The organism is Pantoea sp. X-Soil-ISGK-421 (genome assembly GCF_059730785.1).
Genome location: NZ_AP035980.1, coordinates 426,106 through 444,803 on the forward strand (window position 1 = coordinate 426,106; position 18,698 = coordinate 444,803).

Below are 18,698 nucleotides of genomic sequence, written 5' to 3' on the forward strand. Positions count from 1 at the left end.
TAGCACGCTAATGAGAGATAAATGATGAAGCAACTTTTACTGTCGTTATTAGTAGCAGGTTCGCTGGGCCTTGCCAGTCAATCGGCGCTGGCGGAGAACGTAGTGCGTTGGGCAACCGATGCTGATATTCCAACGCTGGATCCGGATGCTTACGCCTCGACCAAAGCGCTGACTTTTCAGAATCACATTTATGAATCGCTGGTGCAGCGCGATAACGATCTGAAAATCCAGCCGTGGCTGGCATTGAGCTGGCAGCAACTTGATGACACAACGCTGCGGTTCAAACTGCGGGAAGGCGTCAAGTTTCATAATGGCGACGAGCTGACATCAGAAGATGTGGTGGCGTCGGTCGCGAGGGTTACGGATCCTGCGTCAGGTATTCGCGCTAATGCCTCAACCATTAAAGATGCGGTGGCGGTAGACAACTATACCGTGGATATTCATTTGGTGAAAAAGACCGGGATCGCCATCAACGAACTGACCGGCGTGATGATCATGGATAAGAAGTGGCTCAGTGAGCATAACGCACTGAAGCCCACCGATATCAGTCAAGGCACCGAAGGGTACGCCACCAATAATACCAACGGCACCGGGCCGTTTATTTTGCAAAGCCGCCAGCGTGATACACAGATGGTGCTCGTGCGCAATCCCAACTGGTGGAATGCCGCTGCCGGTACCACCAATATCGACAAAATCATTTTCAAACCGATCTCGTCCGATGCCACGCGCCTCTCAGGTTTATTAGCCGGCGAGTACGATTTAGTCACCTCGGTTCCGCTGCAGGATATTCAGCGCCTGCAAAACAATCCTGCCGTGCAGTTGCAGGTGAGTCCGTCGTTACGCGTTGATTATCTGGCACTCAATATGCGTGACACGCTTAATGCCAAAAACAGTAAAGCGGAGAACCCGCTGAAAGATATCCGCGTGCGTCAGGCGTTGTATATGGCGATCAATCGCGAGGCGATCACGCAAAAGGTGATGCGCGGTCTGACCAAACCCACCAGCAACTATCTGGCACCGGATATTCCAGGCTATGACGCCAAAGCCGGTGTGGATTATCCCTACGATCCGGCAAAAGCCAAAGCGTTGCTGGCAGAGGCCGGTTATGCGCAAGGCTTTAATCTCAACTTTGATTGCCCGGAAGGCACTTATATTAACGCCGCACAATGGTGCCAGGCGGTGCAGAGTTACTGGTCGAAAATTGGGGTGAAAGCCGCGCTGAATGTGCATCCGGCCAGCGTTTATGACCCGATATTGGTCAACGGACGTACCGATGTTGGCGTGCTGGGCTGGGCCAATCTGCCCATCATGGATCCCTACAGCGTAGCGGTGCAGCTGTTGCATACCAGCAACGGAAAAAGCCTCGGCACCTTTAACATCCCACGCTACAGCAATCCGGCGGCGGATAAGTTGATCGACGATTCCGTGGGCGAGCTGGATAACGCTAAACGCCTTGCCATGCTAAGCGAGGCCGTCGCGCTGGCGAACAAAGATCTGCCTTATCTGCCGATGCACTTCGAACCCACCGTTTGGGCAATGAGCAAAAAACTGACGCTGAAACAGACGCCGGATAATGTTCAACGCCTGTGGTACGGCAAAGTGAGTCAGTAAGTCTGCCTGGTCGCCATTAATGGCGACCCTACACAATCTTTGTAGGGTGCGCATTCATGCGCACCAGATCAGCATTAGCCGCTTTGCTTCTGGAGGCCGTTATGGTTTTTTTTGTGCGCAAATTACTGCAGGCATGTATGTTGCTGGCGGGTGTCGCGTTGCTGTCCTTTATTCTGTTCCAGTATCTTGGCGATCCGGTTGCCAGCATGCTGCCCGAGAGCGCCACTGAAGTTGAACGCGCTGCGTTACGCGCCAGCCTTGGCCTCAACGACCCGGTGATAGTGCAATTTGGGCACTACATCACGCGCTTGCTGCACGGCAACTTTGGGATTTCCTATTACAACCAGGTATCGGTTTTCCAGCTGATCATGGAGCGCCTGCCGGCCACGCTAGAGCTGGTATTTGTTTCGGTGGTACTGGCGATGGCAATCGGTTTCCCATTAGGCGTCTGGTCAGCTATCAGCCGTAACAAACTGCTGAAAGAGGGCGTGCAAATCCTCTCATTGATCGGCGTTTCTCTGCCGTGGTTTCTCACCGGCATCATCCTGATTATCGTGTTTTCCGTCTGGCTTGGCTGGTTTCCCTCCAGCGGTCGCGGTGAAACGGTGAAAATTGGCTTCTGGAGTACCGGCCTGCTCACCGCGTCTGGCTGGCACTCGATTGTGCTGCCGGCGCTCTCTTTGGGTCTATCAATGGTCACCATCATCATGCGTTTGATTCGCACCGAAATGCTGGAAGTGATGAAGTCCGATTACGTTAAATTCGCCCGCGCGCGCGGCATCGAAAACTATCGCATCTGGTTTCGCCATGCGCTGAAGAACGCACTATTGCCGGTGGTCACGGTGATCGGTTTGCAGATTGGCGGTTTGATCGCCTTCGCCATTGTCATCGAAACCGTATTCCAGTGGCCTGGCATGGGTTTACTGCTGATTCAGTCGATTAACTTCGTCGATGTGCCGGTCCTCTCCGGCTATCTCCTGTTTACTGCCCTGATTTTTATCGTGATCAACACGCTGGTTGATCTGTTGTATTACCTGATCGATCCGCGTATGCGGGCTCAGTAAGGAGTGGTCATGATTAACGATAATTTGCCCGTACGCCGCCGTACCCGCATGGCTCAGCAATGGCGTGCCTTCACCGACAGCGATCTGCTTTGGTTGTTCTGGCGCAGTAAAAGCACGGTCGTTGCCTTCACCTGCTGCCTGGTAATCTTGCTCTGCTCGGTGACCAGCCACTGGATTGCGCCCCATAACGTGTTCGATACCACCACGTTTGATTTGATGGATTCCGAATTACCCCCTTCTTGGATGAGCGGGGGTGACGCACGATTCTGGCTGGGAACCGATGTACAAGGGCGCGATATTTTTTCACTGATGCTTTACGGACTCAATATCTCATTGATTATCGGCGGTATCAGCGTGTTGTTATCGGTGCTGCTGGGCGTAGCGCTGGGCGTATTGAGCGGCTATTTCGGTGGTTTAGTCGACACGCTAATCATGCGCTTTGCCGATGCCATGCTGAGTATTCCGACCATCATGTTCACGCTGCTGGTCAGCGGCGGCGCGCGGGTGGTGATCCCGAAAGAGCTAATGGGGCATTTTGCGCCCGCCATTCTCACCGGCGCGATTGCGCTGACCGGCTGGATGCAATATGCCCGCACGGTACGCGGTCTGACCATGCTGGAGAAGGGCCGCGAATACGTCATGGCTTCCCGTATCAGTGGTGCGACACATCTTCATATCATGCTGCGCCACATCGTGCCGAATGTGCTGCGCCCGGTACTGGTGATGGCGACGCTGCATCTTAGCGTGGCCATCCTGACCGAAGCGACGCTCTCGTTTCTTGGCGTGGGCATGCCGCCAGACCAGCCCTCGCTGGGCACCTTAATTAATGAAGGCAATCAGTATCTCTTCTCCGGACAGTGGTGGATTGTGGCTTTCCCCGCCGCGCTGTTGGTGATCCTTTCTCTCTCTTTCAACATGCTGGGCGATTGGTTGCTGGACGCCCTTAACCCGAAACTACGTTAGGAGCTAAACGATGCAGACAGCCAGCGAGACGTTACTGGACGTCAGAGATTTGAGCATTGAGTTTCTCCATCGCAAAGGCAATTTACAGGCGATTCACCATTTGTCGCTCACCATGCAGCCGGGAGAAGTGCTAGGCATGGTCGGCGAATCAGGCGCCGGGAAATCGTTGACTGGCGCGGCGATCAGTGGACTGTTGCAGGAACCGGGCCGCATCAAGCAGGGCGAGATTTGGTTTCAGGGGCAGCGTATTGATAACCTGAATGACAATGCGCGCCGCCAGCTACGCGGCAAAGCCATCAGCTGCATTTTTCAGGATCCGCTCACCAGCCTTAACCCGGTTCTCACCATTGGGCAGCAACTGACAGAAACCATTCGCACCCATTTGCCGCTCACAGCGGCTGAGGCCAGTGAACGCGCCATCAACTTGCTGACAGAAGTGGGCATGAGCAGCCCGGCGCAGCGTATGCATCAATACCCGCATCAGCTTTCAGGTGGGATGCGCCAACGTGTGGTGATTGCGCTGGCGCTCTGCGTTGATCCTCAGTTGGTGATCGCCGATGAGCCAACCACCGCACTGGACGTGTCGGTCCAGGCGCAGGTGCTTCGCGTGCTCAAGCGTCTCTGTCAGCAGCATGGCACAGCGGTAATGCTGATCACCCATGACATGGGCGTGGTTGCGGAAGTGTGTTCGCGGGTGGCGGTGCTCTACGCTGGCCGCATTGTTGAGATGGGACCGGTTGCTGAGGTTATCCGCTCACCAAAACATCCCTACACGCGCGGCCTGATTAACTCGATTCCTTCAATGCGTGAACGTCATGCCTTCCTGGCGCAGATCGACGGGACTATGCCGCGGCTTAATACGCTGCCGGACGGCTGCGCGTTTCATCCTCGCTGTCCGAACGTCACTGAGCATTGCCAACGTCAGCAACCGGACATGCAGTTCAAACATCTGTCACAGATCGCCTGCTTTCATCCCTATGGAGAGACGCCATGAAGAGTGAAAAAGTGCTGCCACCTGAAGTTTTAAGCGTGCGCGATCTGCACATCCGTTTTCAGCTCGGACGAGAGAAGCGTAGCGCGTTGTTTCGTCGGGGGGCAAAACGTGAACTGCATGCGGTACGCGGCATCAATATCTCCATACGTCAGGGCGAAACCTTTAGCATCGTCGGCGAGTCCGGTTGTGGCAAATCCACCATTGCGCGGGCGCTGGCGGGGCTGTATGTGCCCTCAGCAGGCAGTATAAAGTTTGCCTGGCAAGCTGAGGATGGCAACGTAGGGCGAGTGCAAAATGGCACCCAGATGATCTTTCAGGATCCCTATGCCAGCCTCAATCCGCGTTGGCGTATTGGCCGATCATTGGCCGAACCGCTGGTCCTGAGTAAAAAAGTAGGCAGCACGCGCCAGGCAAGAAACTACTGCGGGCAGCTGCTGGAGCAGGTTGGGCTTGCTGCTCACGATCTGGATAAGTTTCCGCATGAATTTTCGGGTGGTCAGCGCCAGCGCATCTCGATTGCGCGTGCGCTGGCAACGCAGCCAGGCTTTCTGATTTGTGATGAGCCGACCTCGGCACTGGACGTCTCGGTACAGGCGCAGGTGTTAAATCTGATGCGTCGTTTACAGCAAGAGCATGGTCTGACCTACTTTTTCATCAGCCATAACATGGCGGTGATTTCCCACATTTCTGATCGGGTTGGCGTGATGTACCTCGGTCGTATTGTTGAGCAAGGTACGGTGGAAGAGATTTTTTCTCGTCCTGCGCATCCTTATACGCGTTTGCTGATCGCGGCGATTCCACAGTTTGATAATCCATCAACTGAACGTGAGCCGATCGTGGGTGAAGCGCCCAATCCCATGTCTCCACCGCCAGGCTGTGCCTTTGCCGCCCGCTGCCGCTTCGCACAGCCGCTGTGCCAGCAAACCATGCCGCCGGTTCATGCCTTGTCAGAAGAACATCAGCTTGAATGCCATTTCCCGGCGGCCGTTGCTGCGGCCTGAAACTCTTAAGGAGAACCTAGATGGAAAGCGTATTAATTCAGAATGTCATGCCGTTTGATGAAAGTCAGCCTGTCGACCTGTTGCTTAACGATGGCGTAATCGCCGCGCGTGGTCAGAATTTGCCTCAAGCGGCAGGCGCAAAAATTATCGATGCCAGCGGCTTGCAGGCCTTTCCGGGTCTTGTCGATGGCCACGCCCATCTTGATAAAACCTTGCTGGGGCGCGACTGGTATCGCAATGACGTCCCACGAAATCTGGCGGCAATTATTGCCAATGAGCGCGATTACCGTCGTGAGCAGCAGCCCGATCCGCAACGCCAGTCAGAGCGCATTACGCGTCGTGCCATCGCAGCAGGAACCTCATTTATTCGCACTCATGTCGATATTGATAACGAGATCGGTCTGGCAAATCTGGAAGGGGTGCTGGAAACCCGGCGTCGTCTGGCTCATCAGGTTGATATTGAGATTGTCGCGTTTCCGCAAAGCGGCATTTTACAAAATCCCGGCACCGAAGCGCTGTTGGATCGTGCGCTGGAGATGGGCGCGGAGCTGGTGGGCGGCTTAGATCCCTGTTCGTACGATAAAGATCCGGTACGCCATCTACAGATCATCTTTGACCTGGCGGTTCGTCATGGCAAAAAGGTGGATATTCATCTGCATGAACGCGGTGAACTGGGCGCATTTAGTCTTGAACTGTTGCTGAGTTTTACCCGGCGCTATCAGATGCATAACCGCGTCACGCTCAGCCACGGCTTCTGTCTCGGCATGATCGAACCTGCTCGACAACAGCAATTTGCCGAAGAGATGGCAGAGCTGGGCATGTCGGTCGCGACGACCGCGCCGGCAGATATCGCGGTTCCCCCTTATGAATTGCTCACCGAGGCGGGTGTAGCGTTTTGCGCCGGTAACGACGGCGTGCGCGATACCTGGAGCCCTTACGGCATCGGCGATATGCTGCAACGCGCGGTCACCATGGGACTGCGTTATCGCTGGCGTCAGGATCAGGAAATTATGCGTGCGGCTCAGACGATTACCTTTGGTGGTGCCCGCGTCATGGCGCTTGAAAACTATGGGTTACAACCGGGCAATCGCGCCGATCTGGTGTTGATTCCAGGCCGCAGCATGGTGGAAGCGCTGGTGGAGTTACCGCGTGAACGTAAGGTGATCAAGGGTGGCAAACTGATTGCTGCAGACGGGGAGTGCCTGTTCTGATGAGTGAAAAAGTAACCCGACTGCGTGCCGCTTGGGTTGTGGGCTATCGCGATGGCGATCACTGCCTGCTGCCAGAAGGCGAAGTGGTGTGGCAGGGCGAGCGTATTCTGTTTGTTGGTTTTGATTATTCCGGCCCGGTGGATGAGGAAATGAATGTCGGAAATTGTCTGGTGGGGCCGGGATTCATTGACCTCGATGCCCTGGGCGATCTCGATACCACCGTGCTGGCCTTCGATAACCAGCCAGGCTGGAAAAAAGGGCGCATTGTTGCCGCTGACTGGCAACGCCGCGATCTCTACAGCCGCGAACAGCTTAACTTTGCCAAGCATTATGCTTACAGCCATCTGCTGCTTAACGGCATCACCAGTTTTGCACCCATCACTTCGATTTTGTACCGCGAATGGGCCGAGGATTTCGACGAATATCTGTACGCAGCGGATGTGGCTGAATCTTTAGGCGCGCGCGCGTGGCTGGGACCGGCTTTCATGGCTGGCTACTACGCCAGCGATGTGCAGGGACAGTTTGCGTGGATTGGCAACCGCGCTCGCGCGAAAAAGGGGCTGGAAGATGCGGTCAGTTTCTATCAGCGCATACAGCAACGTGGCGTTTCAACGCTGAGCGGTATGCTGGCGCCCGATCGTATTGAAGGTGGTGATGCCGTATGGCTTAAAGAACTAGGTGACATTGTCACGTCACTGGCGTGTCCCACACGTTTGCATTGTTGCCAAAGCGAGCTGGAAGTACGTGAGATAGCCATGCGCTATCAGGGACGCACTTCGCTGCAACTGCTGGCCGACAACGGCTTGCTCAACCGCCACATGCTGTTGCCACACGGGCAGTTTCTGGGTGGATTGCACGCCGACGCAACACGTGTGGCCGAGGATATTACGCGGTTGGCACAATCTGGCGCTTCGCTGGTGGCCTGTCCGCTGGTCTCTGGCCGTCATGGCAAATATCTCGAACATTACCCGTTAATTAAAGCCGCTGGCATCAACGTAGCGCTTGGAACGGATACCTTTCCCGCCGACATGTTTACCAATATGCAAATGGGTGTGGTGCTAACGCGCGTTGTCACCGGCGATATCTCTGCGGCCAGCGCTGCCGATTATTATCGCATGGCGACGTTGGGCGGTGCGAAAGCATTGGGACGTGATGATCTTGGCCGTTTAGCGGCGGGTTGCCAGGCCGATATGATGATGATCAATCTTGATCAACCTGCGCTGGGACAGGTATTTGATCCCATCACTACGTTGGTTCTGAACGGTAATGGCCGCGATGTCACTGGCGTGATTGTAGCAGGGCGCAAAGTGGTGTGGGATCGCGAACTGGTCAACAGCGGACAGAGTGCAGCAGCGCTACACGCCGCGTCACAACAGGTGTTTTCGCATATTATCTCAACCTATCCGCAACGGACCGTTGGGCATCCGCCGGTTGAGCAGATCGTCACTTCCTCCTTTCCCCGGGTCAACAGAGGGGCAAACCATGATTGATCACTTCATTCTCACCAACGTCAGGCTCGAAACCGGGTTTATCGAACATAACGGTCATATTCAGGGCACCCAATCTGCTCTGTTTAATATAGAAATCAAAGACGGCAGGATTATGGCGGTAATCGGGCAGAGCGAGGTACAAAGCTCACTGCCGCAAACCGATGCTTCCGCCATGCTGATGCTGCCAACCCTGCGTGATATGCATATCCATCTTGATAAAACCTTCTACGGTCGACCATGGCGGGCGGCTAAACCGAATAACGAGCAGGACATTTTCCAAATGATTGCGCTGGAGCAGCAGCTTTTACCCACGCTGCTCCCTGACTCGGTTGAGCAGGCACAAAAGTTGATCGATCTTCTGCTCAGTAACGGCACGACGCGGATTCGCAGCCATTGCAATATCGATCCTGTGAGTGGCCTGCGCAGCCTGGAACATTTGATGCAGGCTTTAGAAACGTTTGCAGGAAAGATGGACTGTGAAATTGTGGCGTTTCCCCAGCACGGCTTGCTGCGGTCTGGCGTCGCGTCACTCATGCGTGAGGCGTTGGCTGTTGGCTGTCAGTGGACCGGCGGACTCGATCCTTCCAGGGTTGATGGTGATATGCACCGTTCACTGGATGCGATGCTGGCCTTAGCGCATGACAGTAACACCGGCGTGGATATCCATCTGCATGAAGCCGCCAGCACCGGCATTCCCTGTATTCACTTTCTGCTTGATGCGCTGGAACAGGCACCGGAACTGCAAGGGCGAGTGACGCTCAGCCATGCATACTGTCTGGCGCAAATCAGTGATTCTGCGGTACAAGCGCTGGGTGAACGTATGGCCGCGCTGGGCATTAGCCTGGCGTCCGGTCTGCCGCTGGGCAAAGATGTAATGCCGCTTCCGCTGCTGCAAAAATGCGGTGTCAAATTGATGACCGGCACTGACAGCGTCATTGATCACTGGTCACCCTTTGGCACCGGCAGCATGCTGGAAAAGGCCAACTTATGGGCGCAGTTGTATGGCCGAGGCACAGAGTTTGCGCTGAATCGGGCGCTGGCGATCGCAACCGGTGACATTTTACCGCTGGATGAAAAGGGCACACGCATCTGGCCACTGGCTGGCGACACGGCCAATTTTGTCCTGCTTAACGCCAGTTGTTCCGCCGAGGCGGTGGCGCGCCAGCCAGCAATTTCAGCCAGTTACTTCCATGGCCAGCAAGTTTACCGCGCTTAAATGATGTATATTTCGGGGGACTATTATGACCGATACAGGATTGAGTATGGGCGCGAAGCAAACCCCCAGACAAAAAGAGATCGCTCGCATTTATGATTCGCTCACCATGGCAATCGCCCAGCATAAACTGCGGCCCGGCACGCGCTTGATTGAGGCACAGATCGTGGATGCGCTCAAGGCGAATCGCAACCATGTGCAGGCGGCGCTTCAGCGCATGGCGCTGCAGCATATCGTCACTATTGAACCGAATGTCGGCGCTATTGTTGCTCAGCCTTCAGCCACTACGGCGCGTGAAATCTTCACGGCTCGTCATGCGATTGAGTCAGCGATCATTGCCTGTATCACGCCGGAAAAAATAGCGGCGTTCGCCCTGCCATTACAGCTGCAGCAAAAAGAGGAACATGACGCCATTCACAGTCAGGAACGGCAACGCGTAGTGTATCAGCTTGGCGCGTTTCATCTGCTGCTGGGAAAAATCGCCGGTAACAAAGTGCTGGAAGACATTCTCAATAATTTAATGGTGCTGAGTTCGTTGATTGTGATGTTGTATCAGCGCAATGAGATGCCGGTTTGCCAGTGCGACGAGCATCAGCACATTATTGATGCATTGAGCGCCGGAAACCCCGCGAAAGCCCAGCAACTGATGCGCGATCATCTTATTGAGCTAGAGCAGCAGCTGGACATTTCTGAAGCATCACCGTATGCCATGACGCTGGTACAGGCGCTGCACAAAACGCATTAATACTCTGGAGGAACGATGAAATTAGAAACATCTCGCTTGCAGCTAGAACCCTTCGAACTCGCCCATTTCGATGGCCTGCGGGCGATGGAAAACGATCCAGAGATTATGCGTTATATCAGTAATGGCGTGGTTAAAACCCCGGAAGAAACCCTGGCGACTATTGAACGCGTGACATTGCGCTGGCAGCAGTATGGATTTTCCTGGTGGGCGATGCGGGAAAAAGCGTCTGGCGACATCGTGGGGGCGGGTTGTCTTCAGCACCTGGCCAACCAGGATGGCGCACCTTTGGAAATTGGCTGGCGTTTGAATGCTAATCATCACGGCAAAGGCTACGCGACTGAAGCAGCACAGGCCATTATTCAGTTTGCGGTCGAACATATCGGCGCAAAATATCTGGTTGCGGTTGCCGATCCTGAAAATGCCGCATCGCAGAGGGTGATGCAGCGACTGGGAATGACTTACAAAGCGATTGAACAGCATTACGACGTGCCATGCGTGGTGTATGAGTTGCATATTGCGGAGTCAGAACGTTAAAGCACCCGGGAACAAGTCCCATTAAGAATCTATGACATATTTCTATTCTGGTTATTTCACAGGAATGAAATATGAAAGAACACGATAGAGGTTTTAGTCACCTGGCGTTGCAGGTCAGAGATATAGAACGAAGCATCGATTTCTATCAGCGTTACGCTGGAATGCAGGTAATCCACGAGCGCGAGCCCGGCATAGCAGAAGCACAAAAAGTGGCCTGGCTTTCAGATTTGACGCGTCCATTTGCCTTGGTGCTTGTGCAATCTGAAACGACAATTGATACACCTTTAGGTCCGTTTGGCCACATTGGCGTAGCTTGTCACAGCAAAGAAGAGATTGATGCCAAAGTTGCTTTAGCAGAACGTGAAGGCGTATTGCGCCGACCAGCGCAACAATCATCAGCGCCAGTGGGATATTGGGCTTTTTTTGCCGATCCTGATGGCAACACACTTGAGCTGTCCTACGGTCAACAAATTGGTCTGGAGATCATTACTCGAGGTCTTTCAATCAGTGAGTGAGCAGCACGTCACTCGAAAGGGTGACGTAAGATGGAAGGATTGATGAGCGGGGAATGCGCATTTAGATACTTCATTTAACATAATCATGATTATGCGCACTAAGATTGTAGGTGCTATTTGATAATGTCACTTTTTAGCTAGTTCATAATGTCACCCAGATACGGCGCTTTTGCCATCTTTTCTGGGAGATCTCTGCTGATGCTGGTGACCATGTCGAACAAAGAACTTCACCGTCTTCCCGTGATTCAGGCTGTTATCGAAAAACGCCTGCGTCGTTGTGATGCTGCTTCACAGTTGCAGCTCACTGAACGTCAGGTTCAGCGGTTGATGAAACGCTATCGCGAGTCCGGCGCTGCCGGGCTGACGAACGCGCGCCGCGGTAAACCTGGCACCCACCGGATTGATGATGCATTGCGCTGCCAGATACTGACGCTGCTACGCGAAATACAGTCACCAAGTCATGAGATATTTGGTGATTAATACGGCATCGAGCAGATATCGGGAATATTTGAGGGGTAAACAATGTCGTCAGTATTTCGCAGTTCATTTAGATCCCACCAGTAATAATTATCAATGACTGATTTTTCATCTTCAGTCCATCCGCTGCTGCTGATATCTTCATTATCAATTTTAATTAAATAAAATCGCTCATGTGCCAGAACTACCTCTCCGCTGGGTAAAGTCATTTCAAAAGTTCTCTCAGTTAACGATTGGCCCACATCATCAACATAAATACCTGTTTCTTCTCTAAGTTCTCTGATGGCGGCATGCTCAAACGTCTCTCCTGATTCCACGCCTCCACCGGGAGTTGCCCAGTATACTCTACCTGCCAGCGCATCATTGTTATGCCTGAACCTAAATAATAAAACCTGATTGAGAGAGTTGATAATAAGCAAACGGGCCGAATCACGGGTACGCACTGAATAATTCCTTTTTCATTTCCAATGTAAGTCAGCATAACTGATTGTGAGAATAAAAATAAAACAGAGCCGAAGTTAAATCACATGCTATTAGAGAATTTCGGACATCTCAGATTTGCCTGTAGCCGGTCATCTCTACTTAGCTTTGACAAAGGTGCTATTTGATAATGTCACTTTCGGAGATGCGGATCTTTTGTTGGACTGGTTATGTTGAAATCCCCAGATTACAGGATAAGCGTGTTAACACGCGCTCGCAGGCACTTCCGGCTGCTCACGGACCAGTACGCAATCTCTGCCAGCCTCTTTATTCGGTGGCTGTAATCCAGGTATTGTTAATTTCATCTGCAAACCCTAACGGTAACCGCTTCAACGCTGGACGGCGCTGAAGCACGGATTATGCCTAAGACATTGATGTCTCATGAAGGTGTCGCCAGATCACGGTGCCATACTGATTTGTTTCGAATACAACTGTCGAAAAGCGAAGTGTGGCGCCCTGCGCGTGAATTTGCTGCCGTTCTTTATAGATGACAGTTGCCCCACTTTCACTCTCAGCAACAATCTGCAAATCAGTGATTTTAATATTAAGGCCCGGTCGTGCGCCACGCTGCGTGCGAAAGAAACTGATTATTTGGGTGAAGTCCAGTAATACACCGCTTGTCGTCATCATTGAATAGGCCGGACTAAAGCGAGCGAGGAGTTTCTCACAGACCTCATCAGGCGCGTCTGCGTTTCCCAGCCAATGACGGATCAAGTCATGCGCATCCATTACTTCCTTAAAATAACGATTCATTTCTGCTCCTGGTTTAAAGTGAAAATAACCTGCTGGTTGGCTATCCGGAAACAACACGCGATGGGTATAACAGCGCTGCATGCAGCTATGACAAAACACAGATGATAGGCTTGGTCTATTGACAGCCCGGTGTCGGCTATAACATTTAATAACAGACTGATGAGGGTTACGCCCAAACAGAAACTGAGCTGTCGATTGATATTCCACAGTGCGCTGGCATCGGCAAGATCACCGTTTGCTATATGAATGAACGCTGAACTTTGGGCCGTGCTGCTACATAAACTTCCACCAAATCCCATCAGTGTGAAGGCAAATACACAAACGACGACATCAGCACTGTGGCCTGTCAATGCCAGCAGCCCAATGCCCGATGCCTGAACGAGACAACCGGTAATAAAAAGCGGGCGTGGTCCTAAGGTATTGAACCTCTTGCCGGTCAATGTGATCGCCGCAAACGATGCCAATGACCATGGCAACATTAGGGCTCCCACCACTGAAGCATGCATACCAAGCTGGTTTTGCAGGTAAAGCATGGCGATCATACTCACTCCCGTGAAAACACCCGGAATGAACTGGTAGATCAGCATTGCGGTCTGCAAAAGAGGATCTTTTATTAGCCGCAAGTTAAGGAGTGGACTGGATTTCTGCATGGCATTCCATATGTACCCAGCCATGATAACTAACCCCATTAAGAGCATCAGCCCGCCCTGAAGATAGCGGTGCGACTCTCCCAGATACGTCAGCCCAAGAAGTAGTAGGGCCAATCCAGTACAACCGCCAATTAGGCCCCCAACGTCCAGACTCTCGCGCTGTTTAACCCGTTGGTCAGATTTGAGCCAGCATACGGTCAGCACAAGGGCGATTACCCCCAGCGGCACACTTGTCAGAAATACCCAGCGCCAGCTGATGCTCTCAACCAGTATTCCACCGATAGCCGGCGACAGTGCTGGCGCCAGTAACGCCACCAGCATGACAGCAGAAGATAATCTTGCGCGTTCATGACTTTTATACAATGCATAGGTCATTGTCTGACCCAGAGGAATCAACAACCCACCGCCGATCCCCTGTAGCCCTCGCCAGGCAATCAGTTGATCCATGGATGAAGACCAACCCACACCAAAGCTTGCAATAATGAAAATAAACAACGAGACCATAAACAGGCATTTAGTGCCGATACGTTTCGCCAGCCAGTTACTGAGCGGTATGACCAGAGTAAGCCCCAGAATATAGCTATTGCTTATCCACGCCAGTTGACTCACCGGGGCGTCGAACTGACGACCAATCTCTGGATAAGCCACATTGGCGATAAACATGTTTACCAGGTCGATAAAAAATCCGAACAAATAGACACAGGCAACGCGCACACGGTATGTCATCTTTTTCTCTTTAAAACAGCATAATGTGCGAATTATAGGAACGTTAATTATCAGGATAAACGGGCTTACGGTTGTTACACTGTCAAAAATTTTTTGACAGTGGGATTTTCTGACGGGAGCAACTGATGATTAATATGCAGCGTCTTGAGATGTTTGTTGCGGTAGTTGAAGCCGGAAGTTTTACCGGAGCAGCACAGACGCTGGGGCTGACTAAAGCGGTAGTGAGCTTCAATATCAAACAACTTGAAGAAGAACTCGGCGTATCTTTACTGACCCGCAGCACTCGGAGGGTGTCTGTCACGAATAGCGGAGAACAGTTTTATCACCGTTGCCAGCAACTTCTGCAGGATGCTGAGCGCGCCCTCGACGAAGTACGCAGCGATCATTCCGGGCTGACCGGCTTACTACGCATTACCACGACACCCGAGTATGGAGCGCGTGTTGTCGTGCCAGCGTTGGCAGAATTTTCATTCAGACACCCTCAATTGCGCATCCAGCATGTTTCATCTTCAAAAAATGACGACCTGATTTCCGGGCGTTTTGATGTGGCAATCCGTCTTGGCCAGCTTGCAGATTCCAGTCACCATGCGCGACTCATCGATCGCTTTGATATTTACCCCGTCGCTTCACCTGCCTATCTTCGCAACTTAGGAAAGGGGCCCATCACCACTCTGGAACAACTTGCTGAGGCGAAATGGATTGCACATAGCCGTCTTTCAACGCCGTTGAGTTGGCAAGTTTCAACACCTGAGGGGAAAAATGTGGTTCTAAACGCACACCGTCCTGCCATGATCATGGCCGATAACGCAGTTTCATTACTGGCTTTTGCTGTTGGCGGGGCTGGGATCGCCCTGTTACCGGCATGGCTTGTGAGTGAAGAATTGCTTAGGGGGAACTTAATCCAGTTGCTGCCGGATCATCATTTCCCCCGCCAGGGGATTTATGCCCTCTACCCCAACACCCGCCATATACCGGAGAAAGTCCGCGCGTTTATCGACTTTTTGCACGCCAGAGTAGAAAACGCTTAGTGAGAGTTGATATGGCCAGTGTCAAACGCCTCAGTGGCCGTGAACCGTCAATCCTACCAACCGGACCACAATGGGACGCACTACGAGTATGCAAATAAAAGCCGCTGGCATGGCGACCTGATAGGCATTCATCACATTTGTCATATAATGCGGCCCGATGCCAAATTCGGCGAAGGTAATCACCAAACTCATTAGAAACGCCATGATGGTCGCCATATAGAGAGCGAAGATGTAGGGTGATACGTGCTTAGGCAGGCGAAAATGTACAACATTTTTAGTAATTTCAGCATTCATCGCATTATCCTGTTCAGTAAGTTTATGCAAAACAGCCGCTAACCTATCAGGCGATTCGGGCGGCGGGTAGAACGCTTCTGCTTTAATCATTATTAAGTAAAAGTAACGAATTAAGCATTGAGGGATGTATGGACTTATTGGGATTGATTAACACGTTTATCCGCGTGGTGGAGAACGGCAGTATTGCAGCAGCAGCGCGGTCGAAAGGAATGAGTCCGGCGGCGGTCAGCCAGAGTGTTGCGCGTCTGGAGACACATTTGGGCGTGCGGCTGCTATCACGCACCACCCGCAGTATGACGCTTACGGAAAGCGGTAAACGTTATTTTGAAAAAGTGCGTCACATCCCCCAGGATATTGACCTTGCCTCGCAGGCCGCAGCGATTGAAACCAAACCTCAGGGTCCACTTTGCATAGCGACCACGGCCGCCTTTGGTCGGCACGTTCTCGCCTCTCTTATGCCGGCTTTCAAACACGCTTACCCTGACATTGATATTGAACTGATCAGTACCGATCGCAATGTCGACCATCGGTTGGAAGGCGTCGATGTCAGTATTCGTATCGAGGCGCAGCTGAACGATCAGCTAATCGCCCGCAAAATCGCCTCGTTACCGTTTATCATCTGCGCAGCGCCCGATTATCTGGCGCGCGCCGGTATCCCCAAAACGCCCGAAGATCTTAGCCAGCACGCCTGTCTGGTTTTCCGCTATCCCACAGATGGACGTTTCCTCCCCTGGACTTTTAGGGTCAACGGTCAAACAGTTAACGCTAAACTCAGTCCTGAGTTTATCAGTGATGATATTGATATTATTGCGAAAATAGCAGAAAAAGGCGGTGGCATTGCCCGTCTGGCGAGCTTTATAGCTCAGCCGTTAATCGAGAGTGGTCAACTCATACCGTTGTTTCAATCAGACAACAGTTATACCTGCGATATCGCGTCTTTACCGATGAATATTTATGCCTGTGTTAATGAGCGATCTGCACTTAATTCAAGGGTAAGAGCGTTTATCGAGTTTTTGGAAGTGTCGATTTAAAAACGTGCCGCGATGATTTCTTTCTCATAAAACGTCCACAACACGCTTTATTTTCAGCAGCAGGCCCGGAAAATCTTCCCTTTGACGGGCCACCCGCTGCCTTTTCCACCACCGGAATCCCCTTATTACTCCCGCTCATAAACCCATTCAGTGATGGCGAATAATGTTTTTGCAATTGCCGACTATGCTTAACCTTCTAAAACCATACAAAAATAAGTTGTATCCCAACATTTAACCCTTTTACTGGAGGTTTGGCATGAGCAGCCAACACGTAACAAAACCTCTCCACAATGCCGGCGGAATGCGAGTAATCAACCGATTATCGGCAATTGATGGACAAAATCACTTTAACCTTTCACGCCGCAGCCTGCTGAAAGTCAGTGCTGCCACGGCAGCAACCGCGTCGTCAACGGTGGCATTTGGTGCAGGCACCACGGCAACTACGCCCGCACCATCCAGGGTGCCGGTCGGCTTCAAGGTCAACGGCATACATCATCAACTCGATGTAGATACCCGCACCACGCTGCTGGATGCGTTGCGTGAAAACCTGCATCTGACAGGCACTAAAAAAGGGTGTGACCACGGCCAATGTGGTGCCTGCACGGTGATGGTTAACGGACGCCGTATTAATTCGTGCCTGACATTAGCCGTGATGCAGCAGGATGCTGAAATCACCACCATCGAAGGATTGGGAAATCCTGACGCGCTGCATCCCTTGCAAGCCGCCTTTATTAAGCATGATGGCTATCAGTGCGGTTACTGCACGCCAGGTCAGATATGTTCATCAATGGCGGTGTTGGAAGAGATCAAAGCCGGTATTCCCAGCCACGTTACGCACGATTTGGTCTCATCACCGCAGGTCACCGCAGAGGAAATTCGCGAACGCATGAGTGGCAATATCTGTCGCTGCGGAGCCTATTCCAACATTCTTGCGGCGATTGAGGAGTATGCGGAGGGACTGGAATCATGAAAGCTTTCACTTATGAACGGGTTAAATCCCCCGCCGAAGCGGCAGCCAGCGCACAGCAGCATTCAAATGCCAAATTCATTGCTGGCGGCACCAATCTGCTCGATCTGATGAAACTTGAGATCGAAACGCCTTCGCATCTTATTGATGTGAATGGCCTTGAGCTGGATAAAATCGACGCGACGGCGGAAGGCGGTTTACGCATCGGCGCGTTGGTGCGCAACACTGACCTGGCGGCCGATGCGCGCATTAGACGAGATTATGGCGTGTTATCGCGCGCGTTAGTGGCGGGTGCTTCAGGGCAGTTGCGTAATCAGGCGACAACCGCAGGGAATTTGCTGCAGCGTACGCGTTGTCCTTACTTTTATGACACCAATCAACCGTGCAACAAACGTTTACCCGGTAGCGGCTGCGCAGCGCTGGATGGCTTCAGTCGTCAGCATGCGGTTGTCGGCACAAGCCAGGCCTGTATTGCCACACACCCGAGCGATATGGCAGTAGCGATGCGTTTGCTGGATGCCGTGGTGGAAACAGTCAGCCCAGACGGCCGTGAACGTAACATTCCGATTGCTGATTTTTATCGTGCCCCCGGAACCACGCCGCATCTGGAGACCGTGCTCAATCCTGGCGAACTGATTGTCGCGGTATCACTGCCTGCACCGCTGGGCGGTACGCACATTTATCGCAAGGTGCGCGACCGCGCATCCTACGCGTTTGCACTGGTTTCTGTCGCTGCCATCATTCAGCCAGATAAATCCGGGCGCGTGGCGCTTGGCGGCGTGGCACATCAGCCGTGGCGACTTGAGGAGGCGGATAATGCGGTTATTCACGGCGCGCAGGCGGTGAACGATCGTCTTTTTGCCACGGCGCAACCGACCGCGGAAAACGCGTTCAAGATCATTCTGGCGCAGCGAACGCTCGCTTCCGTGCTGGCAGAAGCGAGAGGATAAA

The 18,698-nt window shown here is 52.6% G+C and carries 19 protein-coding genes and 1 pseudogene; 16 read left to right on the forward strand and 4 right to left on the reverse strand.

The genetic code is table 11. The features are described from left to right. The first annotated feature begins 24 nt into the window (after positions 1-24). From AC6I8K_RS20655 to AC6I8K_RS20710, 12 genes and pseudogenes are all read left to right on the forward strand, one after another. Positions 25-1,611, forward strand: coding sequence for an ABC transporter substrate-binding protein (locus AC6I8K_RS20655; RefSeq protein WP_497827665.1), 1,587 nt, complete (start codon positions 25-27; stop codon positions 1,609-1,611). Between the two features lie 101 nt (positions 1,612-1,712). Further along, the gene (locus tag AC6I8K_RS20660) at positions 1,713-2,675 is read left to right on the forward strand and encodes an ABC transporter permease (RefSeq protein ID WP_497827473.1); all 963 of its coding nucleotides are present in this window, start codon (positions 1,713-1,715) and stop codon (positions 2,673-2,675) included. Positions 2,676-2,723: 48 nt separating this feature from the next. Continuing rightward, positions 2,724-3,638, forward strand: a complete 915-nt coding sequence (locus tag AC6I8K_RS20665; RefSeq protein ID WP_497827666.1) for an ABC transporter permease — start codon at positions 2,724-2,726, stop codon at positions 3,636-3,638. Positions 3,639-3,648: 10 nt separating this feature from the next. Then, on the forward strand, positions 3,649-4,632 hold the full coding sequence (locus AC6I8K_RS20670) for an ABC transporter ATP-binding protein (protein ID WP_064740031.1): 984 nt from the start codon (positions 3,649-3,651) through the stop codon (positions 4,630-4,632). Continuing rightward, positions 4,629-5,633 carry an ABC transporter ATP-binding protein gene (locus AC6I8K_RS20675; RefSeq protein WP_483818423.1) on the forward strand — a complete coding sequence of 335 codons (1,005 nt, stop codon included), beginning with the start codon at positions 4,629-4,631 and terminating at the stop codon, positions 5,631-5,633. The genes AC6I8K_RS20670 and AC6I8K_RS20675 overlap by 4 nt, the downstream gene beginning before the upstream one ends. A gap of 20 nt (positions 5,634-5,653) precedes the next feature. Continuing rightward, positions 5,654-6,844, forward strand: coding sequence for an amidohydrolase family protein (locus tag AC6I8K_RS20680; protein WP_497827474.1), 1,191 nt, complete (start codon positions 5,654-5,656; stop codon positions 6,842-6,844). Then, positions 6,844-8,334 carry a chlorohydrolase family protein gene (locus AC6I8K_RS20685; protein ID WP_497827475.1) on the forward strand — a complete coding sequence of 497 codons (1,491 nt, stop codon included), beginning with the start codon at positions 6,844-6,846 and terminating at the stop codon, positions 8,332-8,334. Before AC6I8K_RS20680 ends, AC6I8K_RS20685 begins: the two co-directional genes overlap by 1 nt. Continuing rightward, complete coding sequence (locus AC6I8K_RS20690) at positions 8,327-9,550, forward strand: amidohydrolase (RefSeq protein WP_497827476.1); 1,224 nt, start codon at positions 8,327-8,329, stop codon at positions 9,548-9,550. The genes AC6I8K_RS20685 and AC6I8K_RS20690 overlap by 8 nt, the downstream gene beginning before the upstream one ends. 46 nt (positions 9,551-9,596) lie before the next feature. Continuing rightward, the gene (locus tag AC6I8K_RS20695; protein ID WP_483818508.1) at positions 9,597-10,292 is read left to right on the forward strand and encodes a GntR family transcriptional regulator; all 696 of its coding nucleotides are present in this window, start codon (positions 9,597-9,599) and stop codon (positions 10,290-10,292) included. Between the two features lie 15 nt (positions 10,293-10,307). Beyond that, positions 10,308-10,826, forward strand: a complete 519-nt coding sequence (locus AC6I8K_RS20700; protein WP_497827477.1) for a GNAT family N-acetyltransferase — start codon at positions 10,308-10,310, stop codon at positions 10,824-10,826. Positions 10,827-10,897: 71 nt separating this feature from the next. Beyond that, positions 10,898-11,341, forward strand: a complete 444-nt coding sequence (locus AC6I8K_RS20705; protein WP_497827478.1) for a VOC family protein — start codon at positions 10,898-10,900, stop codon at positions 11,339-11,341. Between the two features lie 210 nt (positions 11,342-11,551). After that, positions 11,552-11,785: pseudogene (locus AC6I8K_RS20710) on the forward strand (helix-turn-helix domain-containing protein); the annotation flags it as partial. A gap of 32 nt (positions 11,786-11,817) precedes the next feature. Here AC6I8K_RS20710 and AC6I8K_RS20715 read toward each other — a convergent pair. The 3 genes from AC6I8K_RS20715 to AC6I8K_RS20725 all read right to left on the reverse strand — a co-directional run bounded on the left by AC6I8K_RS20715 (position 11,818) and on the right by AC6I8K_RS20725 (position 14,427). Continuing rightward, positions 11,818-12,261, reverse strand: a complete 444-nt coding sequence (locus AC6I8K_RS20715) for an NUDIX hydrolase (protein ID WP_497827479.1) — start codon at positions 12,259-12,261, stop codon at positions 11,818-11,820. Between the two features lie 400 nt (positions 12,262-12,661). After that, positions 12,662-13,051, reverse strand: a complete 390-nt coding sequence (locus tag AC6I8K_RS20720) for a DUF4440 domain-containing protein (protein WP_483818416.1) — start codon at positions 13,049-13,051, stop codon at positions 12,662-12,664. After that, positions 13,048-14,427, reverse strand: coding sequence for an MFS transporter (locus tag AC6I8K_RS20725; protein ID WP_497827480.1), 1,380 nt, complete (start codon positions 14,425-14,427; stop codon positions 13,048-13,050). The genes AC6I8K_RS20720 and AC6I8K_RS20725 overlap by 4 nt, the downstream gene beginning before the upstream one ends. Positions 14,428-14,552: 125 nt before the next feature. Here AC6I8K_RS20725 and AC6I8K_RS20730 point away from each other — a divergent pair, with 125 nt between their 5' ends. Next, positions 14,553-15,455 (forward strand): LysR family transcriptional regulator, encoded by a 903-nt coding sequence (locus tag AC6I8K_RS20730; protein ID WP_497827481.1) that lies wholly within the window; start codon positions 14,553-14,555, stop codon positions 15,453-15,455. A 30-nt stretch (positions 15,456-15,485) separates the two neighbouring features. Here the strand turns inward: AC6I8K_RS20730 and AC6I8K_RS20735 are convergent, their stop codons facing one another. Next, the gene (locus AC6I8K_RS20735; RefSeq protein WP_497827482.1) at positions 15,486-15,749 is read right to left on the reverse strand and encodes a DUF2798 domain-containing protein; all 264 of its coding nucleotides are present in this window, start codon (positions 15,747-15,749) and stop codon (positions 15,486-15,488) included. 128 nt (positions 15,750-15,877) lie between these two features. Here AC6I8K_RS20735 and AC6I8K_RS20740 point away from each other — a divergent pair, with 128 nt between their 5' ends. From AC6I8K_RS20740 to AC6I8K_RS20750, 3 genes are all read left to right on the forward strand, one after another. Beyond that, positions 15,878-16,780: a LysR family transcriptional regulator gene (locus AC6I8K_RS20740; protein ID WP_497827483.1), complete on the forward strand. Its 903-nt coding sequence runs from the start codon at positions 15,878-15,880 to the stop codon at positions 16,778-16,780. 301 nt (positions 16,781-17,081) lie between these two features. After that, positions 17,082-17,750: an aldehyde dehydrogenase iron-sulfur subunit PaoA gene (paoA, locus tag AC6I8K_RS20745; protein WP_064740305.1), complete on the forward strand. Its 669-nt coding sequence runs from the start codon at positions 17,082-17,084 to the stop codon at positions 17,748-17,750. Further along, positions 17,747-18,697: an FAD binding domain-containing protein gene (locus AC6I8K_RS20750; RefSeq protein WP_483818412.1), complete on the forward strand. Its 951-nt coding sequence runs from the start codon at positions 17,747-17,749 to the stop codon at positions 18,695-18,697. The genes paoA and AC6I8K_RS20750 overlap by 4 nt, the downstream gene beginning before the upstream one ends. Position 18,698 lies beyond the last annotated feature (1 nt).